This is a genomic window from Caldovatus sediminis (genome assembly GCF_014644455.1).
Classification (GTDB): Bacteria; Pseudomonadota; Alphaproteobacteria; order Acetobacterales; family Acetobacteraceae; genus Caldovatus; species Caldovatus sediminis.
On record NZ_BMKS01000002.1, the window covers coordinates 384,182 to 407,967 of the forward strand.

Sequence of the window (23,786 nt, forward strand, 5' to 3'; positions counted from 1 at the left end):
AGGCAGCGCCTCGGGGTTGATCTCGCGCTCCGCGAGCTGGGAGAGCCGCGCGTCGGCGGCCTTCTTCTCCTCGAGCGTCCGGACGAGCAGGTCGCAGGCCTGCCGGTGGCCGACCGCCTCGAGGAGCACGCACAGCGAGCCGTAGGCCGCGATCTCGTAGTGCTCCACCTGTCGCGCCGCCGCGACCAGGGCGACATCGCGCAGCGGACCCGGCCCCATGCCCTCGATCGTCTCCTGCACTTCCTCGATGAGGCCCTGCATGCCCTCGCAGGTGCTGCCCTCGGGGGTATGCCGAGCGTCCGCGCCGCCAGTTCCAGCCGCTCGATCTGGCGCTCGGTCTCGACCATGTGCTCCTGGATGGCGCGCTTGAGGCTCCGGGAGGAGGCGGCGTCGAGCATGGCCTCCATCGCCCCGAGGGCCTGGCGCTCGGCGCTCAGCGCGTCGAGCAGTTCGGCCTCCAGAAACCCCCGCATGGTCTCGGCCATGGTCCGTCCTCCGGATGGGTCGGCGCTGCCGCGAGGGCGGACCGCCCCCACCGACCGGCCGCGTGGCGGGCAGGCCGGACCGCGTGAGCGTGCGCCGCGCCGGCCGCCGGCTGCCGCAAGGCAACGGCGCGCGCGGGGGCAGGTTGCGGTCGGGCGCGCCTGTCGGCGGCACCGGGCGGGTGGCGGCAGCCGGGCGCCGCCGCAGGCGGTCTCGTCCCTCGACGCTTCCGGCGGCGCGCGCTAGAGGGACGCCGGGCCCTCCTTGCCCGCCGGCGCGGCCGCCGCGCCGACGCAGGTGGAAGGGGGCGAGCACAAGCGGGGCGTTCGGCCCCAGACCGGGCTTTCGGGGCCATGAGCAGCAGCAACGAGATCCGCGCCACCTTCCTCGACTACTTCGCGCGCAACGGCCATACGGTGGTCGAGTCCTCGCCGCTGGTGCCGCGCAACGACCCGACGCTGCTGTTCACCAACAGCGGCATGGTGCAGTTCAAGAACGTCTTTACCGGCCAGGAGAAGCGGCCTTACGTGCGCGCCACCACGGCGCAGAAATGCGTGCGGGCGGGCGGCAAGCACAACGACCTGGACAACGTCGGCTACACCGCCCGGCACCACACCTTCTTCGAGATGCTGGGCAATTTCAGCTTCGGCGACTACTTCAAGGAGCAGGCCATCGCCTACGCCTGGGAGCTGCTGACCAGGGACTTCGCCCTGCCGAAGGACCGCCTTCTGGTGACGGTGTACGCCGAGGACGAGGATGCCGCCTCCTACTGGAAGAAGGTGGCAGGCCTGCCCGACAGCCGCATCATCCGCATCGCCACCAGCGACAACTTCTGGCGCATGGGCGACACCGGCCCGTGCGGCCCGTGCTCCGAGATCTTCTACGACCACGGGGCGGAGATCCCGGGCGGGCCGCCCGGCTCGCCGGACGCCGACGGCGACCGGTTCATCGAGATCTGGAACCTGGTCTTCATGCAGTTCGAGGAGGGGCCGCCGGGCGTGCGCGTGCCGCTGCCCAAGCCCTCCATCGACACGGGCATGGGGCTCGAGCGCTTCGCCGCCATCCTCCAGGGCAAGCACGACAACTACGACACCGACACGCTGCGCGCGATCATCCTCGCCAGCGCCGAGGCCACCGGGCACGAGCCGGACGGGCGGTTCAAGGTGAGCCACCGCGTGATCGCCGACCACCTGCGCGCCGCCGCCTTCCTGATCGCCGACGGCGTGCTGCCCTCCAACGAGGGGCGCGGCTACGTGCTGCGACGGATCATGCGCCGCGCCATGCGCCATGCGCACATGATGGGGGTCGAGGACCCGCTGATGCACCGGCTGGTGCCGGTGCTGGTGCGCCAGATGGGCGGCGCCTATCCCGAGCTGGTGCGGGCCGAGCCGCTGGTCACCGAGACGCTGAAGCTGGAGGAGGGGCGCTTCCGCACCCTGCTCGCCCGCGGCCTCCACCTGCTGGCGGAGGAGACGGCGAGGCTCGGCGCCGGCCAGCCCCTGCCCGGCGAGGTGGCGTTCCGGCTCTACGACACCTACGGCTTCCCGCTCGACCTCACCCAGGACGCGCTGCGCGCCGAGGGCCGCGCGGTGGACGTGGCCGGCTTCGAGGCGGCGATGGCCGAGCAGCGCCGGCGCGCGCGCGCCGCCTGGGCCGGCTCGGGCGAGGCGGCGACCGAGGGCGTCTGGTTCGACGTCAGGGAGAAGGTCGGCGCCACCGAGTTCCTCGGCTACACCACCGAGACGGCGGAGGCCGAGATCCGCGCCCTGGTCGCGGGCGGCCGGCCGGTGGAGAGCGCCGCGGTCGGGACCGAGGTCGCGGTGGTGCTGAACCAGACGCCCTTCTACGGCGAGAGCGGCGGCCAGGTCGGCGACACCGGCCTGATCAGCGCCGGCGAGGCGTGCCGCATCGTCGTGCGCGACACGCAGAAGAAGCTCGGCGACCTCATCGTCCACTACGGCACGGTGGCGCACGGCGAGGCCAAGGTCGGCCTCGCCGTGCAGGCGGAGGTGGACCACGAGCGCCGTACCGCCCTCCGCGCCCACCACAGCGCGACGCACCTGCTGCACGAGGCGCTGCGGCGCCGGCTCGGGACGCATGTGGCGCAGAAGGGCTCGCTGGTGGCGCCGGACCGGCTGCGCTTCGACATCTCCCACCCGAAGCCGATCGAGCCCGAGGAGCTCGCCTGGGTCGAGCGCGAGGTGAACGCGCGGGTGCGCGAGAACGCCGAGGTGACGACCCGGCTGATGACGCCCGAGGCTGCGGTGCAGGCCGGCGCGATCGCCCTGTTCGGCGAGAAGTACGGCGAGGAGGTTCGGGTCGTCGGCATGGGACAGGACCCGGCGGCGGTGGAGCGGCAGGGCGTCTACTCGCTCGAGCTCTGCGGCGGGACGCATGTCCGGCGCACGGGCGACATCGGGCTGTTCAAGGTGGTCTCGGAGGGCGCCGTCAGCGCCGGGGTGCGCCGCATCGAGGCGGTGGCCGGCGAGGCCGCGATCCGCGTCGTCGAGGAGGACGAGCGCCACCTTGCCGAGGCGGCCGCGGCGCTGAAGGTGCGCCCGCCCGAGCTGCCGCAGCGCATCGCCGCGCTGCTCGAGGAGCGGCGGCGGCTGGAGCGCGAGGTGGCGGAGCTGCGCCGCAAGCTCGCCACTGGCGGGGCGGCGGCGGAGGTGGAGCGGCTGAACGGCGGCCTGCGCGTCGCGCTGCGCGAGGTGGGCGAGGTGCCGGCGCGCGACCTCAAGGGCCTGGCCGAGGCGATTCTCAAGGGCGGTACCGCGGACGTCGTGGCGCTGGTCAGCACGGCCGAAGGCAAGGCGAACATCGTGGTCGGCGTCGGCGACGCGGCAAAGGGCAAGGCCGACGCGGTGGCACTGGTGCGGGCCGCGAGCGCCGCCGTCGGCGGCAAAGGCGGGGGCGGCAGGCCGGACATGGCGCAGGCCGGCGGCCCCGAGGCGGCGAAGGCGGCCGAGGCGCTGGCGGCGGTGCGCCGGGCGCTGGCGGGCTAGGCAGGCCGTCCACGCCGGCGGCGACGGCCGGCCGCTGGCGGCGCGCAAGCGGCGCCGTCAGCGGCGCGCGTTGCCGGCGCGGAGCGCCTCGCGCACCTCGCTGCGGAATTCGCGGCGGTGCAGCTCGCGCAGCACGAGCAGGCTGGCGATGACGAGCGCCAGCGGATGCAGCAGCCAGGCGAGCGCGGCGAGGCCGAAGTAGTAGCTGCGCAGGCCGGTGCTGAAGTGGCGCGCGGCGCGGTTGACGACCCGCGCCGCCGCCTCGGCCTGGGCGATGCGCGCGGCGTCCGGCGGCCCGGCCGGGATGCCGGAGACGAGGATCGAGGCGTAGTTGAACTGCCTGAGCGCCCAGGTCAGCGCGAAGAAGGCGTTGACGAAGATCACCAGGAGCAGGGCGATCTTGGCCTCCCAGGCTGCCTCCTCCGGCACCGCCGTATAGGGCAGGGCCGCGAGGACGCGGCGGCCGAGGTCGGGCGCGCCCAGCATCGCCACCAGCCCGCCGAGGACGAAGATCGAGGTGGTGGCGAGGAAGGAGGTGCTCTGCATCAGGTTGCCGATGGTGGCGATGTCAGCGATGCGGTTCTCGCGCTCCAGCATGGCGATCATCCACCGCCGCCGGTGCTCGTCCATCGCCGCGATGACGCTGCGGGCGCGGATCGCCGGCACGCGGTCGGTGACCAGCGCATAGGCGATCCAGCACAGGAGGAAGACCCCGAGGGCCAGCCAGTCGGAGAGCGTGAGCGCGGTCATCGGGTCAACGGCGCTGCACTACTGCTGCGGTGCGGCGGGGTGCCGCCGCCGAACTGCGTCGCCCGCCGCAAGCGGCACTAGGACCGACAGCGCCATTGCGAACAGCGGCCATCGTGGCACGGGGAGTTCGCCGAGGCGGTCCGCCGCCGTGAGCGCCCCCGTCACGCCGAACATGGCGGACCAGTCGTGGAGGGCGATGGTGCCCCAGAGATCGTCCGTCACCGCGAGAAAGGCCCTGGTCGCGAGTCCGCCCCCGGTCAGCAGGAGGATCATCGCCGGCTGGTCGAAGGACGGACTGTGCGCGACGTGATAGATGCCGAAGAGCGCCGCGGCCAGGAGAACGGCGAGCGCCGGCGCCGCGTGCGCGCAGCGCCCCCCGGCCGCGCCGCCGACCAGGACGGAGCAGACCGGCACCTCCGCGACCGATGCTGGCAGCACCTGGGCGAAGGCGTTCGCTACCACGACCGGGTCGCGCGACGGCGCCCCTTGCGCGAGATAGAGGCCGAAGCCGAGCAGGAGGCCGGCAACGAGGCCGATCGCCGCACGCCGAAGAGGCGCCGCGTCCGCGAGGCGCAGCATCTCTGCCGAGGCCACTCGGCGCCGCCACCGGCGAACAGCCACGACGCTGCGGCGGTGCCGATGAGCGGGTTGGCGACCAGCGTGTAAACCGCGCGATCCCAGGCCGCCTCGGGCCGCAGCAGCGTGCGGATGTGGCCCTCGCGCAGCCGGCAGGCAAGCGTCCAGACGACGTGGAGCGCGAGCGCCGCGCCGAGGCCGGACCCTCGGCGCGGCGGCGTCATCACCCCATCGCCTTCTTCAGGTTCTCGTCGATCTTCGCAAGGAAGGCCTGGGTGTTCAGCCAGGGCTGGTCCTTCGAGATCAGGATCGCGAGATCCTTCGTCATGTGGCCGCTCTCGACCGTCTCGATGCAGACCCGCTCCAGCGTCTCGGCGAAGCGGACCACCTCGGGCGTGTCGTCGAAACGACCGCGGTAAGCGAGGCCGCGGGTCCAGGCGAAGATCGAGGCGATCGGGTTGGTGCTGGTCTCGCGCCCCTTCTGGTGCTCGCGGTAGTGGCGCGTGACGGTGCCGTGCGCGGCCTCCGACTCGACCGTCCTGCCGTCCGGCGAGAGCAGGACGCTGGTCATCAGGCCGAGGCTGCCGAAGCCCTGCGCCACGACGTCGGACTGCACGTCGCCGTCGTAGTTCTTGCAGGCCCAGACGTAGCCGCCCTCCCACTTCAGCGCCGCGGCGACCATGTCGTCGATCAGGCGGTGCTCGTAGGTGAGACCACGCTTGTCGAACTCGGCCTTGAACTCGGCGTCGAAGATCTCCTGGAACACGTCCTTGAACATGCCGTCATAGGCCTTGAGGATCGTGTTCTTGGTCGAGAGGTAGACCGGGAAGTTCCGCGCCAGGCCGTAATTGAAGCAGGCGCGCGCGAAGCCCTCGATCGACTCCTTCGTGTTGTGCATGCCGAGCACGACACCCGCGCCCTTGAAGTCGTGCACCTCGAGCGTCACCGGCGCGCCGCCGCCGGCGGGCTGGTAGGTGAGCGTCACCTTGCCGGGGCCGGGGATCTTGGTCTCCGCGGCGCGGTAGATGTCGCCGTAGGCGTGGCGGCCGACGACGATCGGCTTCGTCCAGTGCGGGACCAGGCGCGGGACGTTGCGGCAGATGATCGGCTCGCGGAAGATGGTGCCGTCGAGGATGTTGCGGATCGTCCCGTTCGGGGACTTCCACATCTTCTTCAGGCCGAACTCCTTCACGCGCGCCTCGTCCGGCGTGATGGTCGCGCACTTCACGCCGACGCCGTACTTCTTGATGGCGTAGGCGGCGTCCACGGTCACCTGGTCGTCCGTGGCGTCGCGGTTCTGGATGCCGAGGTCGTAGTACTTCAGGTCGATGTCGAGGTAGGGGAGGATCAGCTTCTCCTTGATGAAGCCCCAGATGATGCGGGTCATCTCGTCCCCGTCGAGCTCGACGACGGGGTTCTTCACCTTGATCTTGGCCATGCCGATCCTCGCAACCTGGCGCCGACGCACGGGGCGCCGGCCGCAACGACGGGAACCCGCCCAGAACGGGCAGGGCGCGCGGGTTTTCGCATCGGGCCGCGAGGGGGGCAAGACCGGGCGGGCGGCATCGCCGTGGTGACGGCATGCTCCCGCCATCGCGTGCCTGCCCGCACGCCAGGGCGCTTGCGGCGGCGGCGGCGGCGCACAAGTCTGCATCGGGAACAGGGAGACGGACCATGCTGCTGCCGCCGCTGCCAGGGATGCGCACGCTCGGGATGGGGATGGCCGGCCTTGCCGTCGGCGGCGCCTTCGCCGCGGGGATGGCGCTCGGCGCGGCCCTCGGCGCGGCGGGTGCGGGAGGAGCCTGGATCGCGTGCCGGATGATGCGCCGGCGTGGCCGCTGGCGCGATGAGGATCGGATCGAGGGCATGCCTCCGGCCGCGGGCCCGAATCCCGGGGACGACAGTCCACAGCTTCCGATCGGTGAAGCGCCGGTGGTCTGAGCGGCGCTCGGGCAGGCCGGCGGAGCGACGACCGGCATCGCCCCGCGCTCCGGCCGGTGCCGGGTGGCTCCTGTGGCCGGCCGGGCGGCCGCAGGCAGGGGCGGGCTTGCGATGATCGCCGGCGATCATGCGAGAATGCCGGTCTTCGCCGTCGCGCGGCGCATGCAGGCCGGCCGAGGCGGGACAGGACGAGGGGGAGTGCGCGTGGACGCGGCTGGCGGGACCGGAGAAGTGACGCTCAGGATCGAGTCGACGCCGGAGACCGGCCGGGTCGCCTGGGTGACGATCGACAACAAGGCGAAGCGCAACGCGCTCAACTCGTCGGTGCTGCGACGCTTCGCCGAGACGGTCGAGGGGCTCGCCACGCACGCGGACCTGCGCGCGGCGGTAGTGACGGGCGCCGGCGGGCGGGCCTTCGTCGGCGGCGCCGACATCCGCGAGATGGCGGCGCTCCCCGACCATGTCGCGGCCACGCGCTTCATCGAGGCGGTGCACCGCGCCTGCAACGCCGTGCGCGAGCTGCCGGTGCCGGTGATCGGGCGGATCAACGGGCATGCGCTCGGCGCGGGGCTGGAGCTCGCGGCGGCCTGCGACCTGCGCATCGCCGCCTCGACCGCGACCTTCGGGATGCCGGAGGTGCTGCTCGGCCTGCCCTCCGTGGTGGAGGCGGCGCTCCTGCCGACGCTGATCGGCTGGGGACGCGCGCGGCGCCTGCTGCTCCTCGGCGAGACGATCGGCGCCGAGGAGGCGCTCGCCTGGGGGCTCGTCGAGCGGGTCGCCGAACCGGGTGCCGCGCTGGACGCGGCGGTGGCCGACTGGCTGGCGATGCTCGGCCGCGCGGGGCCGCAGGCGCTCCGGCTGCAGAAGCGCCTGATCCGCGCCTGGGAGGACCTGCCGATGGCCGAGGCGATCCGCGCCGGCGTCGGCAGCTTCGCCGAGGCCTGGCGCGGCGAGGAGCCGCGGCGGATGCTGCGCGCCTTTCTCGACCGGCCGCGCCCGCCGAAGGGCTGAACGCGCGCCCCGCGAGCGGCCGCGGGCTCCCGACCGCGCCGTCGCGGCGCTCAGACGTGCAGATGGGCGTCACGCACCTCCGGCGCGGCGGCGAGCGCGGCGCTGCTGCCGGCCCAGACGGTGCGCCCCTTCTCGAGGACCACGTGCCGGTCGGCGAGGCGCAGCACCGCGGCGAGGTTCTTGTCGATCAGCAGGATCGAGAGGCCCTCCGCCTTCAGCGCGGCGATCACCGACCAGATCTCGGCCCGCACCAGGGGCGCCAGCCCCTCCGTCGCCTCGTCGAGGATCAGCAGGCGCGGGTTGGTCATCAGCGCGCGGCCGATGGCGAGCATCTGCTGCTCCCCGCCCGAGAGCCGCGCGCCGAGGTTGCGCCGGCGCTCCGCCAGGCGCGGGAAGAGCGCGAAGACGCGCGAGAGGGTCCAGCGCCCGGGGCGGCAGGTGGCGATCAGGTTCTCCTCGACGGTGAGGGTCGGGAAGACCTGGCGCCCCTCCGGCACGAGGCCGATGCCGAGGCGGGCGATGCGGTGCGGCGGCAGGCCGGCGAGGGCGACGCCGTCGAAGACGATCTCGCCCGACCAGGGCCTCAGCAGGCCCATCACGGCGCGGACGGTGGTGGTCTTGCCCATGCCGTTGCGGCCGAGGAGCGTCACCACCTCGCCCGCGGCGATGTCGAAGGTGACGTCGAACAGCGCCTGGCTCTGCCCGTAGCCGGCGGCGAGGCGCGCGACGCGCAGCATCACGCCTCGTCCTCGCCGAGATAGGCGGCGCGGACCTCCGGGTTGGCGCGGATCTCCGGCGGCGCGCCGGTGGCGACGACGCGGCCGTAGACCAGCACCGAGATGCGGTCGGCGAGCGCGAAGACCGCGCGCATGTCGTGCTCGACGAGCAGGATGGCGTAGTCGGCGCGCAGCCGGTCGAGCAGGGCGATCAGCCGCTCCGTCTCCTCGGGGCCGGCGCCGGCCAGCGGCTCGTCGAGCAGGAGCAGGCGCGGGCGGGTGGCGAGGGCGATGGCGAGCTCGAGCTGGCGCTTCTCCCCGTGCGCCAGCGCCCCGGCCGGCACCGCGGCGCGGCCGGCGAGGCCGACCGCCTCCAGCGCCTCCCGCGCCGCCGCGTTCAGCCGGGCTTCCCCGGCGGCGGGGCGGAGGAAGCGGAAGGAGGAGCCGTCGCGCGCCTGCGCCGCGAGGGCGACGTTCTCCAGCGCCGAAAAGCCGGGGAGGACGCAGGTGACTTGGAAGGTGCGCGCGAGCCCCGCGCGCACGCGGCGCGGCATGGACAGGCGCGTGATGTCGAGCCCGTCGAACAGGACGCGGCCGGCGTCGGGCGCCAGCGCGCCGCTCACCTCGTTGATCAGCGTCGTCTTGCCAGCGCCGTTCGGGCCGATGACGGCGTGGATCTCGCCGGGGAGGACGTCGAGCCAGACGTCGTCGGTTACGGTGAGGCCGCCGAAGCGCTTGCTCAGCCCCTCGATGCGCAGCAGTGGCGCGCGCGCGGTCATCGCCGCCGCGGCGCGAGCAGGCCGGCAAGGCCGCCGCGGAAGAACAGGACGGAAAGCACCAGCAGCGGACCGAAGATCATGCGCCAGTGCTCGGTCAGGTGCGACAGCCACTCCTCCAGCAGCACGTAGGCCAGCGCGCCGAGGATCGCGCCGTGCAGGCTGCCGAGACCGCCGAGGATCACCATGAACAGCAGCTCGCCCGAGCGCTGCCAGGAGAGGTAGCTCGGCGCCACGAACTCCGCGGCGTTGGCGAGCAGCACGCCCGACAGGCCGCCGATCGCGCCGGCGATGACGCAGGCGAGCAGCCGGTAGGGATAGGGGTCGAAGCCGACCGCGCGGACCCTGAGCGCGTTCTCGCGCGCCGCGCGCAGCACGCGGCCGAAGCGCGCGGCCAGCGCGGCGCGGCAGAACAGGTAGGCGAGGCCGAGCAGGCCGAGGCAGGCGTAGTGGAAGGCCAGGCGGTCCTCGAGGATGCGGGTGCCGGCGAGCCCGGTGCGCGCGTACAGCGTGTAGCCGTCGTCCCCGCCATAGGCGGCGAGGGAGGAGGCGGTGAAGAACGCCATCTGCCCGAAGGCGAGGGTGATCATGATGAAGTGCACGCCCGAGGTGCGCAGGCTGACCGCCCCCGTGGCGAGCGCGAACAGCGCCGCCGCGGCGACGGCAACGGGCACGACCGCCGTCGCGTCGGTGAGGCCGTTCGCATCCAGCACCACCACCGCGTAGGCGCCGACGCCGAGCGTGGCGGCGTGGCCGAGGCTGACGAGGCCGGCGCCGCCGACGAGGAGCGCCAGGCTCACCGCCGCCATGCCGAGGATCATGGCGCGCGCCAGCAGGGTCAGCATGTAGCCCTCGCCGAAGCCGGCGAAGGGTGCGGCGGCGAGGGCCGCGAACAACACCAGCGGCACGGCGGCCTCGCGCATGCGCCCGACGGGACTCAGCCGGTACGGACGGGAAACAGGCCGGCGGGGCGGAAGGCGAGCACCGCGGCCATCAGGACGTAGACCAGCATCGAGGCGATCGCCGCCCCCGCCTGCCGCGCCGACGAGGGGGCGAGGAAGAGGCGCATCAGGTCCGGCACCACGGCGCGGCCGAGCGCGTCCATCAGCCCGACGAGCAGGGCGGCGACGAAGGCGCCCCGGATCGAGCCGATGCCGCCGATGACGATCACCACGAAGGCGAGGATCAGCGGCGCGTCCCCCATCCCCGGCTCGACCGAGAGGATGGGCGCCGCCATGACGCCGGCGAAGCCCGCCAGCATCGCGCCGAAGCCGAAGACCAGCATGAACAGCCGGCGGATGTCCACGCCGAGGGCGGAGACCATCTCCGGGTTCGTGGCGCCCGCGCGCACCAGCATGCCGGCGCGGGTGCGGTCCACCAGGAACCAGAGCAGCAGCGCGGCCGCGAGGCCGGCGGCGAGGATGGCGAGGCGGTAGATCGGGTACTGGAGGCCCGGCATCACCTCCACGCCGCCCTCGAGCAGCGGCGGGATGGGCATGTGCAGCGGCGCGGCGCCCCACACCAGCTTCACGCCCTGGTTGACGAACAGGATCACGCCGAAGGTCGCCAGCACCTGCGCCAGGTGGTCGCGGTCGTAGAGGTGCCGGAAGACCAGGAACTCGAGCAGCAGCCCCGCCGCGAGCGCGGCCGGCAGGGCGAGCAGCAGGCCGAGCCAGAAGCTGCCCGTCGCCGCCGCGAGCGAGGCGCCGAAATAGGCGCCCAGCATGTACTGCACGCCGTGGGCGAGGTTGATGAAGTCCATCACCCCGAACACCAGCGTCAGCCCGGCGGCGATCAGGAACAGCAGGATGCCGAATTGCAGCCCGTTGAGGGTCTGCACCAGCAGCAGGGACCAGGACATCAGGCCGGGCGCATGCGGCACTCGCCGACATGGGGGTCGGCGTTGTTCTCCAGCACCTTGCGCACGGCCTCGGTCTGGAACTTGCCGTCCGGCCGGCGGGCGACGCGGCAGAGCCAGAAGTCCTGCACCGGATAGTGGTTCGGACCGAAGCGGAAGTTGCCGCGCACCGAGCGGAAGTCGGCGGCCTCCAGCGCGCGGCGCAGCGCCGCCTTGTCGGCGAGGTTGCCGTCCACCTTGCGGATCGCCGAATCGAGCAGCATGGCGCCGTCGTAGGACTGCGCCGCGTAGGTGGCGGGGACGTAGCCGTACTGCGCCTCGAAGTCGCGCACGAAGCGGCGGTTCTGCTCGTTGTCGAGGTTGGGGGCCCAGACCGCGGCGTGCAGGAAGCCGAGCGCCGCCTCGCCCTGCGCCGGCAGCGTCGCCTCGTCCACCGTGAAGGTGGAGAGGAAGGGGATGTTGGCGAGGCCCGCCTGGCGGTACTGGCGCACCAGGTTCACGCCGAGGCCGCCGGGCATGAAGGTGAACAGCGCGTCCGGCCGCACCGCGGCGATCCTCGCGAGCTCCGCGGAGAAGTCGAGCTGCGTGAGGGGGACATAGACCTCGTCCACCACCTCGCCCTGGAAGCGGCTCTTGAAGCCGGCGACGGCGTCGCGCCCGGCCTGGTAGTTGGGGACGAGGATGAAGACGCGCTTGTAGCCCTCGTCCCTGGCCACCTGGCCCATCGTGGCGTGGACCTGGTCGTTGTTGTAGGAGGTGGCGAAGAACAGCGGGTGGCAGCCGCGCCCGGCGAAGGGCGAGGGGCCGGCGTTGGTGGAGATCAGGAAGGTGTTCGACTCCGTCACCGGCCGGAACACCGCCTGGAGGATGTTGGAGAACACCACGCCGACCACGAAGTCCACCTTGTCGCGCTCGATCGCGGCGCGGATCTTCGTGACGGCGACGTCGGGCTTCAGCTCGTCGTCGATCACGACGACCTCGGCGGGGCGGCCGCCGAGCTTGCCGTCCAGGTGGCGCAGGCCCTGCTGGAAGCCGTCCCGGAGCTGGGTGCCGAGGGCCGCCTGCGGGCCGGTCAGCACCGCCACGAACCCGATCCTCACCGCCTGCGCCTGGGCGCGCGCGACACGGGGCGCGGCGAGGCCGAAGGCGGCCGCCGTCGCGAGCAGTTGGCGCCTGTCGAGCCGTGGCGTCGTCATTGGCTGTCCGGCCTCCCTGCCGAAGCGTGATCGCGGTCATTCTAGGCTTGGCGGGTCAGCCGGCAAGCGGCGCCGCCATTGCCGCGGCGCGCGCGACCAGCGCGCTCTCCGGGTCGGAGAGCGGCGCCAGCACGGTGAAGTGGTTCGCGCCCGGCAGCGCCTCCCAGCTCCCGCCCCAGGCGGCGGCGAAGTCGCGGGTCTGGCGGAGGAACTCCGCGCTCTCCGCCCCGCCGACCACGGCGTGCAGCGCGCCGCCGCGCGGCGCGGGGAGCCAGCGCGGCGAGAGGGCGCGCGCCTCGGCGGCATCGAGGCGGAGCGCCCGCGCGATCGTGGTCGGCAGCAGCGGCTCCAGCTCGAACACGCCCGAGATCGGCAGCCCGACCGGCACGAGGTCCGCCGGCAGGGCGGGGTCGAGCGCGCGCCAGTCGGTCGCCATCAGCAGGGCGGCGAGGTGGCCGCCTGCGGAATGCCCGGCCGCCAGCAGGCGCCGCTTGTGCCGCCGGTGCAGGAACGCCGCCGCGGCGCGCATCTGCTCCACGATGCGCCGGACCGTGACCGCGGGGCAGAGATCGTGGGACGGCACCGCCACCGCCACGCCGCGGGCGTTGAGGCCGCGCGCGCAGTGGCTGGCCCAGCTCCGGTCCAGCGCCTGCCAGTAGCCGCCATGGAGGAACAGCGCGATCGGCGCGTCGCGCGCGGCGGCGCCGTCCGGCCAGAACAGATCCAGCCGCTCGCGCTCGCCCGGCCCGTAGGCCAGGTCGAGCTCGGCGGCATCGCGGCGGGCGGCGCGGTAGGCGGCGGCCTCCCGCGCCCAGCCCTCCAGGATCGCCGGATGCTCGGGGACGCGCGCGCGGTTGTTGTATTCGGCCTCGAGGTCCATGGCGGGCGTCATACACGTGACCTCGGGGGCGGGCGCAAGGCGGGACCGGGGCGGGGCGCCGCTCAGCGGTACCAGTTGGGCCGGCGCTTCTCGCGGAAGGCGGCCAGCCCCTCGCGCCCCTCGGCCGAGGCGCGCTGCATCCAGCTCTCGTGCGCCAGCATCGCCATCTCCCGCGGGTCGAGGGTGAGGCCGTTGGCGGCGAGGAAGGAGTGCTTGGTCATCGCGATCGCCCCCGGCCCGGACAGCATCGTCTGGTCGAGGATCTCGGCGAGCCGCGCCTCGATCCGGTCGGCCGGGTGCACCTCGTGGACGAGGCCGATGCGCTGCGCCTCGGCGGCGTCGAAGCGCTCGCCGGTCAGCGCGTAGCGGCGCGTGTGGCGCAGGCCCATCGCGTTCACCATGTGCGTGCTGATCGGCGTCGGCGCGACGCCGACGCGCACCTCGGTGATGCCGAAGATCGCGTCCGTCGTGGCGAGGGCGACGTCCACGCAGCAGACGATGCCGCAGCCGCCGCCGAAGCAGGCGCCGTGGATCAGCGCGAAGGTCGGGCGCGGGAACTCGTTGAGCTTCTGCATCGCCCTCGTGGTGGCCATGGAGGCCTCGAAGGCCCGCTCTGGCGGGTAGGTGGCCGCCCGCGCCAGCCAGTCGAGGTCGGCGCCGGCCTGGAAGTGCCTGCCCGCGCCGCGGATCACGAGGGCGCGCAGCTTCGGTTCCGCCGCGAGCCGGTCGAGGCCCTCGATCAGGGCGGCGAGGAGGTCCTCGTCGTAGGCGTTGCCCTTGTGCGGGCGGTTGAGCGTGGCGGTGGCGATGCCGCGCGCGTCCACGGAGAGCAGGACGGGCGGGGCGGCGGGCGTCTCGGACATGGTTCGCGGTTCCTTCCGGGCGGCGGCTCGCGCATGCGGCGCGGCGCGGTGCGCCCATCCTCGCGCCGGCGCGCGCCGGCGTGAAGCGGGCGCGGAAGCGGTTGACACCGCCGGCCGCCCGCGCGGACCCTGCGCCGGAACGGCGGCGGGCCGCCCCGCCCGTCCGCCGGCGCAGAGGAGCGTCGCCCCATGCAGACACGCCCGACCATCAGCGGCACGCGCCACGCGGTCTCGGCCGGCCATTACCTCGGCGCCGCCGCCGGCTTCGCGGTGCTGGAGGCCGGCGGCAACGCGATCGACGCGGGCTGCGCGGCAGGCATCGCGCTCGGCGTCCTGCTGCCGGACCTGGTGAACGTCGCGGGCGTGGCGCCGATCATGATCCGCAAGGCGGACGGCACGGTGGAGACCATCGCCGGCCTCGGCCACTGGCCGAAGTCGCTGCCCGCCGACCTGTTCATGCGCGAGCACGGCGGCAGGATTCCCCCCGGCGTGCTGCGCACCGTGGTGCCGGCGGCGCCCGACGCCTGGATCACCGCGCTGGAGCGCCACGGCACCATGGGCTTCGGCGAGGTGGCGCAGTACGCGATCCGTTTCGCGCGCGACGGCTTCGCCGTCTTCCCCCTGCTCGCCGAGAACATCGAGAAGCACGAGGCGGAGTACGCGCGCTGGCCCTCCAACGCCGCGATCTTCCTGCCCGGCGGGAGGCGTCCGCGCGTCGGCGAGAAGTTCGTGCAGTCCGACCTCGCGCGCACCCTGCAGTACATGGCGGACGAGGAGCGCAAGGCGGCGGGGAAGGGGCGCCTCGCCGGCCTCGCCGCGGCGCGGGCGGCGTTCTACCAGGGCGACATCGCGCGCGAGATCGTCGCCTTCCAGCGGCGCGAGGGCGGCTACCTCTCGATGGAGGACATGGCGGGCTACCGCTCGCGCCTGGAGCCCGCGGTGCGGCGGCGCTGGCGCGGCCACGAGGTGCTGACCTGTGGCCCCTGGTGCCAGGGCCCGGCGCTGCTCGAGGCGCTGCTGGTGATGGAGCGCGCGGGCCTCGACGGGCTCGCGCACAACTCGGCCGACTACCTGCACCTGCTGACCGAGGCCATCAAGGCGGCGATGGCCGACCGCGAGTACCACTTCGGCGACCCGGCCTTCGTGGACGTGCCGCTCGACGCGCTGCTCTCGGAAGCGCACATCGGCGCGCGCGCGCGGGAGATCGACCCGCGGCGCGCGCATCCCGGCATGCCCGCCCCGCGGCTCGGCGCCGGGACCGCGCCCGTGCCCGCGACCCGCGCGGCGGCGCCGATGGCGGAGGCCGACACCAGCTATGTCTGCGCCGTGGACCGCTGGGGCAACGCGTTCAGCGCCACGCCCTCGGACGGGTCGTGGAGCTCGCCCGTGGTGCCGGGGCTCGGCATCATCCCCTCCAACCGCGGCTCGCAGAGCCGGCCGGACCCGGGGCATCCCTGCGGCGTCGCGCCCGGCAAGCGCCCGCGCCTGACGCCGAACCCGGCCATGGTCGTGACGCGCGAGGGCGGCGTGATGCCCTTCGGCACGCCGGGCGGCGACGTGCAGATCCAGGCCATGCTGCAGGTGATGCTCAACGTGCTGCATTTCGGCATGGAGGTGCAGGCCGCGATCGAGGCGCCGCGCGTGGCGAGCTACTCCTTCCCCTCCTCCTTCGCGCCCTTCGAGTACTTCCCGGCGCGCCTCGCCGCCGAGGCGCGGATCGGGGCGGAGACGCGGGGCGAGCTCGCCGCGCGGGGGCACGCGATGCAGGACTGGCCGGAGTGGACCTGGCTCGCCGGCAGCGTGGAGGTGATCCTGACCGATCCGCAGCAGGGCATGATCCACGCCGGCGCCGATCCGCGGCGCCCGGCCTACGCGATCGCCTCCTGAGCGTGCGGCGGCGCGCGGCGCTGCTGCTGCCGGGTCTGGCCGCGCCGCCGGCCTGGACGGCCGCGGCGCAGCCGCGGCCGGCGGTGGATCTGCTGCTGGTGCTGGCGCTGGACGCCTCGGGCAGCATGGACGCGGACGAGTTCCGCCTGCAGCGGGAGGGGTGCGCGGAGGCGCTGTCGCACCCGGCGATGCTCGCCGCCATCCGGTCGAAGCCGCTCGGTGCGATCGCCGTGTCCGTGGTGGAGTGGGGTTCGCCCGGCGGCGCGGAGACGGTGGTGGGCTGGATGCGCGTGACCGATGCCGTCACAGCGCAGGCGCTGGGGCGCGCTCTGGTCGAGGCGCCGCGATCGCGCCAGAGCTACAACGCGATCGGCGATGCGATCGACCACGCGGCAGCGCTGATCGCGGCGGCCCCGTTCCGTGCCGGGGAGCGGGTGATCGACCTCGCCGGCGACGGGCCGGACCTGCGCTCGCTGCGGCCGGCGGCGGCGGCGCGCGACGCGGCGGTGGCGGCGGGCATCGTGATCAACGCGCTGGCGATCGGGATCGCGCCCGTCACGCGCTTCGGCGTGCCGTTGCGCGAGCACTACGAGCGCGAGGTGATCGGCGGCCCCGGCGCCTTCGTTATCGTCGCGGAGGACCGCCGCGACTTCGCCCGCGCGATGCGGGCCAAGCTGATGCGGGAGATCGCCGGGGCCCGCGCGCCCCTCGGCCCGGGCTGACCGCCCGCCCGGGCCGGCCTCCGCGTCAGTCGGCGCGGATGTTGGCGGCGCGGATGACCTCGCCCCAGCGGCGGCGGTCCTCCGCGATGGTGCGGAGGAACTCCTCGGTCGAGCCGACGATGATCTCCATCGCGTTCTCGGTCATGCGCCGCTGGAACACCGGATCCTCGGCGACCTGGCGCAGCGCCGCGTTCCAACGGGCGACGATCGGGGGCGGGAGGTTGCCGGGGCCCGCGATGCCGAACCAGTTGCGGATCTCGAAGCCGGGCAGGGTGTCGGCGATGCGCGGGAGATCGGGGAACAGCGGGCTGACGCGCGGCGCGCCGAAGGCGAGGGGGCGGAGCCCGCCGCCGCGGATCTGGCCCAGGAACTCCGGCAGGTTCCCGAACATCATGTCGGTGCGGCCGGCGACGATGTCCACGATCGCCGGCGCGCCGCCGCGGTAGGGCACGTGCAGCAGGTCCACCCCCGCCATGCGCTTGAACAGCTCGGCCGCGAGGTGCTGGGAGGAGCCGTTGCCGGCGGAGGCGTAGGTGAGGCGCCCCGGATTCGCCCGCGCGTGCGCGATCAGCTCGGCGACGGTGCGGAATTCGGCGTTCGGGCGCACGACCAGGACGTTGTAGATGTTGGCGACGTTGGCGATGGGCGTGAGGTCGCGGTCCACGTCGAAGGGCATGCGCACGCCCGGCATCTCGGGCAGGATGGTGTGCATCGCCATGGTCGCGAGCGAGACGACGTGCCCGTCCGGCGGCGACTTCGCGACCGAGTCGGCGCCGATCATGCCGGAGGCGCCGGTGCGGTTCTCGACGATCACGCGCTGGCCGAAGATCGGCGTCAGGTGCTCGGCGAGCATGCGCGAGAGCAGGTCACATGTCCCGCCCGGGGCGAAGCCGCAGACGATGCGGACCTCGCGCGAGGGGAAGTCCTGCGCGCGCGCGGGCACGACGACCGCGAGCGCCAGGCAGAGGACGAGGATCAGGCGACGCATGCGTTCCTCCCTGGAACCGTTCAGACGTAGCCGGGGCCCTCGATCGGCGGGTGGGCGGCGAGGAAGGCCTCGTCCACCTCCACGCCGATGCCCGGCGCCTCCAGCGGCCGCACGCAGCCGTCGGCGCCGATGCGCCAGGGCTCGCTGCCGAGGCTGTCGCGGAACAGGTTGCCGCGCGACACGTCGGCCTCGAAGTAGCCGGCGTTCTCGATCGCGGCGAGGAGGTGGATCGAGGCCGCCTGGTTCACCCCCGTCATCGAGGAGTGCGGGTTGATCGGGATCTTGAAGGCGGAGGCCATCGCCGCGATGCGCAGCGCCTCCGTGACGCCGCCGCACTTCGAGAGGTCGGGCTGCCAGATGGTGATGACGCCGTCCTCGAGGACCCGCGTGAACTCGAAGCGCGTGTAGTGGTTCTCGCCGGCGGCAAGGGGGGTGCGGCCGTAGCGCCGCGCCTCCGCGTAGGCGCGGTGGTCGTGGGCGGGGAAGGGCTCCTCCAGCCAGCCGATGCCGATCTCGTCCATCGCCGGCATCACCTGCCGCACCTGGTCCACGCGGTAGCCGGTGTTGGCGTCGGTGAGGATGGCGAGCTCGTGGCCGAAGGCGTTGCGCACCGCCTCCATGCGCGCGATGTCGTCGCGCACCGTGTCGCCGATGCGGAGCTTCACCGCCCTGTAGCCCGCCGCGACCAGCGGCGCCGCCTCGTCGATGAGCTGCGCCGGCGGCTGGTAGCCGAGCGCGACGCCGCCGGCGTAGGCCGGCACGGGGCGCGCCGCGCCGCCGAGCAGCCGGCAGAGCGGCAGGCCCGCCGCCTTCCCCTTGATGTCCCAGAGCGCCATGTCGATGCCGCTCATCGCCATCGCGCAGGCGGCGCCCATGCCGTGGCTGCCGAGCTGGTACTTGTAGATCTTCGCCCAGATCCCGACGGTGTCGTGCGCGTCCATGCCGAGGACGAGCTGGCGCAGCGTCGTCTCGATCAGCCTGGCGACGGCGGTGTGGGCGCGGCCGTGGTGGCTCTCGCCCCAGCCGACGATCCCGTCCTCGGTGACGACCTTGACCATCACCGCGTCGCGCTTGACGGCGCGGCCGATGCCGAGCGTGACGCCGCCCTCCGGCGGCAGGGGGAAGGAGGTTGGGTAGGCCTTGACCTCGACGATCCTCATGGCGCGTGGTCCTCCCTCAGAGGTGCCCGAGGGCGCGGCGGCGGGCGCGCGACGCCTCCCAGCAGTCGGGGTTGACGAAGTTCCGCGGCCGGTCGCCGCGCAGGATGCGCACCACCTCCTCGCAGGCGACGGTGCTCATCGCCGCGACGCTCTCGCGCGTCAGGCCGGCGACGTGCGGGGTGAGCAGGACGTTGGGCAGGGCGCGCAGCGGGTGGTCGGGCGCGAGCGGCTGCTGCCAGAACACGTCGAGCGCCGCGCCGATCCGCCCCTCGCGCAGCGCCGCGAGCAGCGCCGCCTCCTCGATCACCGGGCCGCGCGCGACGTTGAGCAGCCAGGCGCCCGGCTTCATGCGCGCGATCATCGCCGCGGAGGCGAGGCCCCGGGTCTCCGGCGTCAGCGGGCAGGTGAGGGCGATGTAGTCGCTCTCCGCGAACAGGCGCGGCAGCTCGGCGTAGGCGACGAAGGGCGGCAGCGCCTGCGGGTTGCGCCGGTTGCCGAGGACGTTCATGCGGAAGCCGTGCGCCGCGATCTCCGCGAGCCGCGTGCCGATCGCGCCGACCCCGACGATGCCGAGGGTCCTGCCGCGCAGCTCCGTCGCGGCCTCCGACCTCCCGCGCGCGGCGCCCCAGCCATCGGCGAGCAATGCGGCGTGCATCGCCTGCGCGTTGCGCGCGGCGGCGAGCATCTGCGCGACGACGAACTCCGCCACGGCGTCGGCGTTGGCGCCCGGCACGTTCGCCACCACCACGCCCCGCGCCGTGCAGTCCGCGACCGGGATCATGTCCACGCCGACGCCGTGGCGCACCGCCGCGAGCAGCCGCGGGGCGTGGTCGAGCAGGTCGTCGGGCAGCTTCTGGCGCACCACCACCGCGTCCGCCCCGGCGCAGAGCGCGCGCAGGGCTTCCGGGCCGGAGCCCTGCGGCAGCAGCGTCTCGTGCCCGGCCTCGCGCAGGATCGCCTCGCCGGCCGGCTCGATGGGATCGGTGAGCGCGACGCGCATCACGCCACCTTCCAGCGCATGAGCGCCTCGCGGTCCACCTCGATGCCGATGCCGGGGCCGTCGGGGACGCGCACGATGCCGTTCGCCTGTCGGATCGGCTCCCTCGCCAGCTCGTCGCGCAGCGGGTTCGGGGTCTGCTCGAACTCCAGCATCGGGGGGATCGGGCGGAAGGCCGGCGGCGTGTCGGGCATCGCGGCGAGCCACTGGATCGTCGCGGCGAGGCCGATCGCGCTGCCCCAGGCGTGGGGCACGCACTCCACGCCGTGCGCCGAGGCGAGGGCGGCGATCTTGCGGCACTCGCTGAGGCCGCCGGCGGCGCAGACGTCGGGCTGGATGATGTCCATCGCCTTGCGCGCGACGATGTCGCGGAAGCCCCAGCGGGTGAAGTCGTTCTCGCCGCCGGCCACCGCCAGGTCGAGGGCGCGGGTCACCTCGACGTAGCCGTCGTGGTCCTCGGGGCTGATCGGCTCCTCGAACCACAGCAGGTCGAGCGGCTCGAGCATCCGGCCGAGCCGGATCGCCTGCGGCACGGTGAAGCAGTGGTTCGCGTCCACGGCGAGGCCGACCTCCGGCCCGATCGCCTCGCGCACCGCCTGCACGCGCCGCAGGTCGAGCCGCGGATCGCCCAGGCCGATCTTCATCTTGATCGCGCGGAAGCCCTGCGCGGCGTAGCCCCGGGCCTCCTCCACCGCCTCCTCGACCAGGCGGTCCATGTCGGTGAAGTAGAGGCCGGTGGCGTAGGCGATCACCTCCTTGCGGTGGGCGCCGCCGATCAGCTTGTGGATCGGCTTGCCCACGGCCCGCCCCATGACGTCCCAGAGCGCGATGTCGATGCCCGACAGCGCGGTGATCGAGAAGCCCGAGGGGCCGTAGTCCTTGATGCGGTTGTAGAGGTCCTCCCAGACCACCTCGACGTCGAAGGGGTCGCGGCCGAGCACGCGCGGGGCGTACTGCGTCTCGATCAGCGTCTTGTTGACCGCGGCCGGGCCGTAGCACTCGCCCCAGCCGGTGATGCCCGCGTCGGTGGTGATCTCGACGATGCAGGAGGCACGGGTCGTGTAGAGCCAGCCGCGGGCGGAGGTGAACGGCTTCTCCACCTTCGCCTGCAGCAGATGGCAGGCGACCCCCGTCACCTTCATGCGCGCTCCTCCTCCCGGCTGCCTCGCGCCGCGAGGCTGCCACGCGCCTGCGGGGGCGACAAGCGTCCGCGGCCCCTGCTAGCCTTGCCGCGGGACACCGCACCGGAGGGCAATGCGCATGGCGTCCGACCTGGTTGCACCCACCATCGAGCAGATCCGGCGCTGGAGCGGCGTCGAGTGCCCCAACGAGGCGGCGCGGCACGGCCTCTCCGACTTCCCGCCGCTGCTCGCCGAGCTCGAGGCGCTGCGCGGCACGCTGGTGTTCGAGGACGAGCCCTCCTCGTTCGAGGCGGCGCTGCAGGCCGAGAAGGAGCGGACGCCGTGAACGCCCCCGCCGGCACCGCCGGGCTCGCGGCGCTCTCCATGACCGAGGCCGCGGACGCGATCGCGCGCGGCGAGATCACGGCCGCCGCGCTGCTCGAGTCCTGCCTCGCCCGCATCGAGGCGCACGACGGCAGGGTCAACGCCTTCATCCGGCTCGACCGCGACGCCGCGCGGGAGGCGGCGGCCGCGGCCGACAGGGCGCGCGCCGCGGGCAGGCCGCTCGGGCCGCTGCACGGCGTGCCGATGGCGCACAAGGACATGTACTACCGCGCCGGCAAGGTCAGCACCTGCGGATCGCGGATCCGCCGCGACTTCGTGCCGCAGGTGACGGCGACGGTGCTGGAGCGGCTGGACGCCGCCGGCGCGATCGACCTCGGCACGCTGAACATGGCCGAGTTCGCGCAGAACCCGACGGGGCACAACGCGCATTTCGGCCACTGCCACAATCCCTGGAACCTGCCCTACTGCACCGGCGGCTCCTCCTCCGGCTCCGGCGCCGGGGTGGCGGCGCGGTTCTTCACGGCGGCGCTCGGCTCGGACACCGGCGGCTCGATCCGCCTGCCGGCGACGATCTGCGGCGTCACGGGACTGAAGGCGACGCAGACGCGCGTCTCGCGCTTCGGCGCGATGCCGCTCTCCTTCTCGGCCGACAACGTGGGCCCGCTGGTGCGCACGGCGCGCGACGCGGCGCGGTTCCTGCGCGTCGTCGCCGGCCACGACCCGAGGGACCCGACCAGCGCGCGCGAGCCCGTGCCGGACTACGAGGCGGCGCTCACCGGCGACATCCGCGGCCTGCGGATCGCCGTGCCGCAGGAGTGGTTCTTCGACGGCGCCGATTCCGTGGTGGTGGACGCCTTCGAGGCGGCGCTCGGGGTGCTCAAGGCGCGCGGCGCGACGGTGGAGCGCGTCTCCGCCCCCTCGCTCCGCGCCGTCGCCGCCTACGGCGCGCTGCTGAGCCGCGTGGAGGGCGCCGCGATCCACGCGAACTGGATGCGCGAGCGGCCCGGCGACTATTCCATCCACCTCTCCGCGCGCCTCTATGGCGGCTACGCGATCCCGGGGCACCTCTACGTCGAGGCCCTGGCGCGCCGCGGGCCGATCCTGCGCCGGTTCTGCGCCGAGGCGCTCGGCCGCTTCGACCTGGTGGCGACGCCGACGCTGCGCACGCGCGTGCCGACCCTCGCCGAGACCGACATTGATGCCGATCCGCGGAACTGGTCGCGCTTCATGGCGGTTTCCGCGAACACGCGGCCGTTCAACTACCTCGGCCTGCCGGCGATCTCGGTGCCCTGCGGGTTCGACGACCGCGGCCTGCCGATCGGGCTGCAGCTCGCCGGCCGGCCCTTCGCCGAGGCGCGCGTGCTGCGGGCGGCGGACGCGTTCCAGCGCGACACGGACTGGCACCGGCGGATGCCGCCGCTCGGCTGAGGCGGACCCGCCGCGGGCCGGCGACGGGCCGCGGCGGGGGGCCTTGTCGAACCGGCCCGGGCGGCCAATGCTGCGCGGCAATTCCGGGGAGAGAGGGGCGTCATGCTGCTGAATCGCCGAATCTGGATGGCCGGACTCGCTGTCGCGGGCCTCGCGGCGCCGCGCCGCTCGCTCGCGCAGGGCGCGGCGTGGCCGACGCGGCCCGTGCGCATCGTGGTGCCGTTCGGCCTCGGCGGATCGGCGGACGTGGCGGCGCGGTTCCTGGCGGAGCCGCTCGGGCAGGCGCTCGGCCAGCCGGTGGTGGTGGAGAACCGGCCCGGTGCCGGCGCGGTGATCGGCACCGAGGCGGTGGCGAAGTCGCCGCCCGACGGCCACACGCTGCTGATGATGTCGAACACCCATACGGCGAACGAGACGCTGCTGCCGAACCGTCCCTACGCGCTGATGCGCGACCTCACGCCCGTCGCGGCGGTGAACATCGCCTACAACGTGCTGGTCGTGCATCCCTCGCTGCCGGCGCGGGCGGTCGCCGAGCTGATCGCCCATGCGAAGGCCAATCCCGGCAAGCTGGACTACGCCTCCTCCGGTCCCGGCACGCCCTACCACATCGCCGGCGAGGTGTTCCGCGCCATGGCCGGCATCGAGGTGACGCACGTGCCGTTCCGCGGCAGCGACCAGGCGCGGACCGCGGTGATCGGCGGCCAGGTGCCGATCATGTTCGACGCGATCCCGACCATGGCCGAGCACATCCGCGGCGGGCGCGTGCGGGGCCTCGCCACCACCGGGCCGGAGCGCAGCCCGCTGCTGCCCGAACTGCCGACGGTGGCGGAGACCCTGCCCGGCTACGAGTCCTCGCTCTGGCTCGGGCTGATGGCGCCGGCCGGCACGCCGCGGCCGGTCGTGGAGCGGCTGAACGCGGAGGTGAACCGGATCCTCGCCCTGCCGGCGACGCGCGAGGCCCAGGCGCGCCTCGGGGCGCAGCCGATGCCGATGTCCATCGCGGAGTTCGAGGCGTTCCTGCGCCGCGACATCCAGCGCCAGGGCGAATGGATCCGCATGGCGCGCATCCAGGTGGGCTGAGCG

General features: G+C 73.8%; 22 protein-coding genes and 1 pseudogene. 8 read left to right on the forward strand and 15 right to left on the reverse strand.

Going from position 1 to position 23,786, the window contains the following annotated elements:
- Positions 1-18: 18 nt before the first annotated feature.
- Positions 19-485, reverse strand: a pseudogene (locus IEX99_RS22785) (YciE/YciF ferroxidase family protein); the annotation flags it as partial.
- Positions 486-836: 351 nt separating this feature from the next.
- On the opposite strand from IEX99_RS22785, the gene alaS reads away from it, so the two are divergent.
- Entirely contained in the window at positions 837-3,488 is a 2,652-nt protein-coding gene (gene alaS, locus IEX99_RS04580; RefSeq protein WP_188898818.1) for an alanine--tRNA ligase, read from the forward strand.
- A gap of 57 nt (positions 3,489-3,545) precedes the next feature.
- Here alaS and IEX99_RS04585 read toward each other — a convergent pair whose 3' ends face one another.
- The 3 genes from IEX99_RS04585 to IEX99_RS04595 all read right to left on the reverse strand — a co-directional run bounded on the left by IEX99_RS04585 (position 3,546) and on the right by IEX99_RS04595 (position 6,252).
- A complete protein-coding gene (locus IEX99_RS04585; protein WP_188898819.1) occupies positions 3,546-4,238 on the reverse strand; it encodes a DUF599 domain-containing protein in 693 nt (230 codons plus the stop codon).
- A gap of 18 nt (positions 4,239-4,256) precedes the next feature.
- Complete coding sequence (locus IEX99_RS04590; RefSeq protein WP_188898820.1) at positions 4,257-4,817, reverse strand: CPBP family glutamic-type intramembrane protease; 561 nt, start codon at positions 4,815-4,817, stop codon at positions 4,257-4,259.
- Positions 4,818-5,037: 220 nt separating this feature from the next.
- Positions 5,038-6,252, reverse strand: a complete 1,215-nt coding sequence (locus tag IEX99_RS04595) for an NADP-dependent isocitrate dehydrogenase (RefSeq protein ID WP_188898821.1) — start codon at positions 6,250-6,252, stop codon at positions 5,038-5,040.
- A 236-nt stretch (positions 6,253-6,488) separates the two neighbouring features.
- Between IEX99_RS04595 and IEX99_RS04600 the strand changes: the two genes are divergently transcribed.
- Together IEX99_RS04600 and IEX99_RS04605 are read left to right on the forward strand one after the other, a co-directional pair.
- Positions 6,489-6,755, forward strand: coding sequence for a hypothetical protein (locus IEX99_RS04600; protein WP_188898822.1), 267 nt, complete (start codon positions 6,489-6,491; stop codon positions 6,753-6,755).
- A gap of 231 nt (positions 6,756-6,986) precedes the next feature.
- Complete coding sequence (locus IEX99_RS04605; protein WP_229677803.1) at positions 6,987-7,766, forward strand: enoyl-CoA hydratase; 780 nt, start codon at positions 6,987-6,989, stop codon at positions 7,764-7,766.
- Positions 7,767-7,816: 50 nt separating this feature from the next.
- On the opposite strand, the gene IEX99_RS04610 is transcribed toward IEX99_RS04605, so the two are convergent.
- Genes IEX99_RS04610 through IEX99_RS04640 form a run of 7 tightly spaced genes read right to left on the reverse strand, consistent with a single transcriptional unit; the run spans position 7,817 to position 14,055 of the window.
- Complete coding sequence (locus tag IEX99_RS04610; protein WP_188898823.1) at positions 7,817-8,503, reverse strand: ABC transporter ATP-binding protein; 687 nt, start codon at positions 8,501-8,503, stop codon at positions 7,817-7,819.
- Positions 8,503-9,261 (reverse strand): ABC transporter ATP-binding protein, encoded by a 759-nt coding sequence (locus IEX99_RS04615; protein WP_188898824.1) that lies wholly within the window; start codon positions 9,259-9,261, stop codon positions 8,503-8,505. Before IEX99_RS04615 ends, IEX99_RS04610 begins: the two co-directional genes overlap by 1 nt.
- Positions 9,258-10,181, reverse strand: coding sequence for a branched-chain amino acid ABC transporter permease (locus tag IEX99_RS04620; RefSeq protein WP_188898825.1), 924 nt, complete (start codon positions 10,179-10,181; stop codon positions 9,258-9,260). Before IEX99_RS04620 ends, IEX99_RS04615 begins: the two co-directional genes overlap by 4 nt.
- Positions 10,182-10,195: 14 nt before the next feature.
- Positions 10,196-11,119, reverse strand: coding sequence for a branched-chain amino acid ABC transporter permease (locus IEX99_RS04625; RefSeq protein ID WP_188898826.1), 924 nt, complete (start codon positions 11,117-11,119; stop codon positions 10,196-10,198).
- A complete protein-coding gene (locus IEX99_RS04630) occupies positions 11,119-12,312 on the reverse strand; it encodes an ABC transporter substrate-binding protein (RefSeq protein WP_188898827.1) in 1,194 nt (397 codons plus the stop codon). The genes IEX99_RS04625 and IEX99_RS04630 overlap by 1 nt, the downstream gene beginning before the upstream one ends.
- 55 nt (positions 12,313-12,367) lie before the next feature.
- Entirely contained in the window at positions 12,368-13,204 is an 837-nt protein-coding gene (locus IEX99_RS04635) for an alpha/beta hydrolase (protein ID WP_188898828.1), read from the reverse strand.
- A 50-nt stretch (positions 13,205-13,254) separates the two neighbouring features.
- On the reverse strand, positions 13,255-14,055 hold the full coding sequence (locus IEX99_RS04640; RefSeq protein ID WP_188898829.1) for an enoyl-CoA hydratase-related protein: 801 nt from the start codon (positions 14,053-14,055) through the stop codon (positions 13,255-13,257).
- 189 nt (positions 14,056-14,244) lie between these two features.
- Here IEX99_RS04640 and IEX99_RS04645 point away from each other — a divergent pair, with 189 nt between their 5' ends.
- On the forward strand, positions 14,245-15,942 hold the full coding sequence (locus IEX99_RS04645) for a gamma-glutamyltransferase family protein (protein WP_188898830.1): 1,698 nt from the start codon (positions 14,245-14,247) through the stop codon (positions 15,940-15,942).
- 2 nt (positions 15,943-15,944) lie between these two features.
- The gene (locus tag IEX99_RS04650) at positions 15,945-16,664 is read left to right on the forward strand and encodes a DUF1194 domain-containing protein (RefSeq protein ID WP_229677804.1); all 720 of its coding nucleotides are present in this window, start codon (positions 15,945-15,947) and stop codon (positions 16,662-16,664) included.
- A gap of 25 nt (positions 16,665-16,689) precedes the next feature.
- On the opposite strand, the gene IEX99_RS04655 is transcribed toward IEX99_RS04650, so the two are convergent.
- From IEX99_RS04655 to IEX99_RS04670, 4 genes are read right to left on the reverse strand one after another with little or no spacing between them, the layout of a single operon-like run.
- On the reverse strand, positions 16,690-17,652 hold the full coding sequence (locus tag IEX99_RS04655; protein WP_188898831.1) for a Bug family tripartite tricarboxylate transporter substrate binding protein: 963 nt from the start codon (positions 17,650-17,652) through the stop codon (positions 16,690-16,692).
- 20 nt (positions 17,653-17,672) lie between these two features.
- The gene (locus IEX99_RS04660) at positions 17,673-18,812 is read right to left on the reverse strand and encodes a mandelate racemase/muconate lactonizing enzyme family protein (RefSeq protein WP_188898832.1); all 1,140 of its coding nucleotides are present in this window, start codon (positions 18,810-18,812) and stop codon (positions 17,673-17,675) included.
- Between the two features lie 16 nt (positions 18,813-18,828).
- On the reverse strand, positions 18,829-19,812 hold the full coding sequence (locus IEX99_RS04665; RefSeq protein ID WP_188898833.1) for a hydroxyacid dehydrogenase: 984 nt from the start codon (positions 19,810-19,812) through the stop codon (positions 18,829-18,831).
- A complete protein-coding gene (locus IEX99_RS04670) occupies positions 19,812-20,951 on the reverse strand; it encodes a mandelate racemase/muconate lactonizing enzyme family protein (RefSeq protein ID WP_188898834.1) in 1,140 nt (379 codons plus the stop codon). The genes IEX99_RS04665 and IEX99_RS04670 overlap by 1 nt, the downstream gene beginning before the upstream one ends.
- A 118-nt stretch (positions 20,952-21,069) precedes the next feature.
- Here IEX99_RS04670 and IEX99_RS04675 point away from each other — a divergent pair, with 118 nt between their 5' ends.
- The 3 genes from IEX99_RS04675 (at position 21,070) to IEX99_RS04685 (ending at position 23,783) form a co-directional block, all read left to right on the forward strand.
- Positions 21,070-21,276, forward strand: a complete 207-nt coding sequence (locus IEX99_RS04675; protein ID WP_188898835.1) for a hypothetical protein — start codon at positions 21,070-21,072, stop codon at positions 21,274-21,276.
- A complete protein-coding gene (locus IEX99_RS04680; RefSeq protein WP_229677805.1) occupies positions 21,273-22,703 on the forward strand; it encodes an amidase in 1,431 nt (476 codons plus the stop codon). Before IEX99_RS04675 ends, IEX99_RS04680 begins: the two co-directional genes overlap by 4 nt.
- A 126-nt stretch (positions 22,704-22,829) precedes the next feature.
- The gene (locus tag IEX99_RS04685) at positions 22,830-23,783 is read left to right on the forward strand and encodes a tripartite tricarboxylate transporter substrate binding protein (protein ID WP_229677806.1); all 954 of its coding nucleotides are present in this window, start codon (positions 22,830-22,832) and stop codon (positions 23,781-23,783) included.
- Positions 23,784-23,786: the final 3 nt, after the last annotated feature.

What these genes read in the sequence shown, in the direction of transcription:
- IEX99_RS04645 (WP_188898830.1), top strand. Translation starts at nt 14,245, where the DNA reads ATGCAGACACGCCCGACCATCAGCGGCACGCGCCACGCGGTCTCGGCC.
- IEX99_RS04590 (WP_188898820.1), bottom strand. Translation starts at nt 4,817, where the DNA reads ATGCTGCGCCTCGCGGACGCGGCGCCTCTTCGGCGTGCGGCGATCGGC.
- IEX99_RS04595 (WP_188898821.1), bottom strand. Translation starts at nt 6,252, where the DNA reads ATGGCCAAGATCAAGGTGAAGAACCCCGTCGTCGAGCTCGACGGGGAC.
- IEX99_RS04610 (WP_188898823.1), bottom strand. Translation starts at nt 8,503, where the DNA reads ATGCTGCGCGTCGCGCGCCTCGCCGCCGGCTACGGGCAGAGCCAGGCG.
- IEX99_RS04665 (WP_188898833.1), bottom strand. Translation starts at nt 19,812, where the DNA reads ATGCGCGTCGCGCTCACCGATCCCATCGAGCCGGCCGGCGAGGCGATC.
- IEX99_RS04585 (WP_188898819.1), bottom strand. Translation starts at nt 4,238, where the DNA reads ATGACCGCGCTCACGCTCTCCGACTGGCTGGCCCTCGGGGTCTTCCTC.
- IEX99_RS04640 (WP_188898829.1), bottom strand. Translation starts at nt 14,055, where the DNA reads ATGTCCGAGACGCCCGCCGCCCCGCCCGTCCTGCTCTCCGTGGACGCG.
- IEX99_RS04620 (WP_188898825.1), bottom strand. Translation starts at nt 10,181, where the DNA reads ATGCGCGAGGCCGCCGTGCCGCTGGTGTTGTTCGCGGCCCTCGCCGCC.
- IEX99_RS04655 (WP_188898831.1), bottom strand. Translation starts at nt 17,652, where the DNA reads ATGCGTCGCCTGATCCTCGTCCTCTGCCTGGCGCTCGCGGTCGTCGTG.
- alaS (WP_188898818.1), top strand. Translation starts at nt 837, where the DNA reads ATGAGCAGCAGCAACGAGATCCGCGCCACCTTCCTCGACTACTTCGCG.
- IEX99_RS04670 (WP_188898834.1), bottom strand. Translation starts at nt 20,951, where the DNA reads ATGAAGGTGACGGGGGTCGCCTGCCATCTGCTGCAGGCGAAGGTGGAG.
- IEX99_RS04635 (WP_188898828.1), bottom strand. Translation starts at nt 13,204, where the DNA reads ATGACGCCCGCCATGGACCTCGAGGCCGAATACAACAACCGCGCGCGC.
- IEX99_RS04675 (WP_188898835.1), top strand. Translation starts at nt 21,070, where the DNA reads ATGGCGTCCGACCTGGTTGCACCCACCATCGAGCAGATCCGGCGCTGG.
- IEX99_RS04660 (WP_188898832.1), bottom strand. Translation starts at nt 18,812, where the DNA reads ATGAGGATCGTCGAGGTCAAGGCCTACCCAACCTCCTTCCCCCTGCCG.
- IEX99_RS04625 (WP_188898826.1), bottom strand. Translation starts at nt 11,119, where the DNA reads ATGTCCTGGTCCCTGCTGCTGGTGCAGACCCTCAACGGGCTGCAATTC.
- IEX99_RS04685 (WP_229677806.1), top strand. Translation starts at nt 22,830, where the DNA reads ATGGCCGGACTCGCTGTCGCGGGCCTCGCGGCGCCGCGCCGCTCGCTC.
- IEX99_RS04615 (WP_188898824.1), bottom strand. Translation starts at nt 9,261, where the DNA reads ATGACCGCGCGCGCGCCACTGCTGCGCATCGAGGGGCTGAGCAAGCGC.
- IEX99_RS04630 (WP_188898827.1), bottom strand. Translation starts at nt 12,312, where the DNA reads ATGACGACGCCACGGCTCGACAGGCGCCAACTGCTCGCGACGGCGGCC.
- IEX99_RS04600 (WP_188898822.1), top strand. Translation starts at nt 6,489, where the DNA reads ATGCTGCTGCCGCCGCTGCCAGGGATGCGCACGCTCGGGATGGGGATG.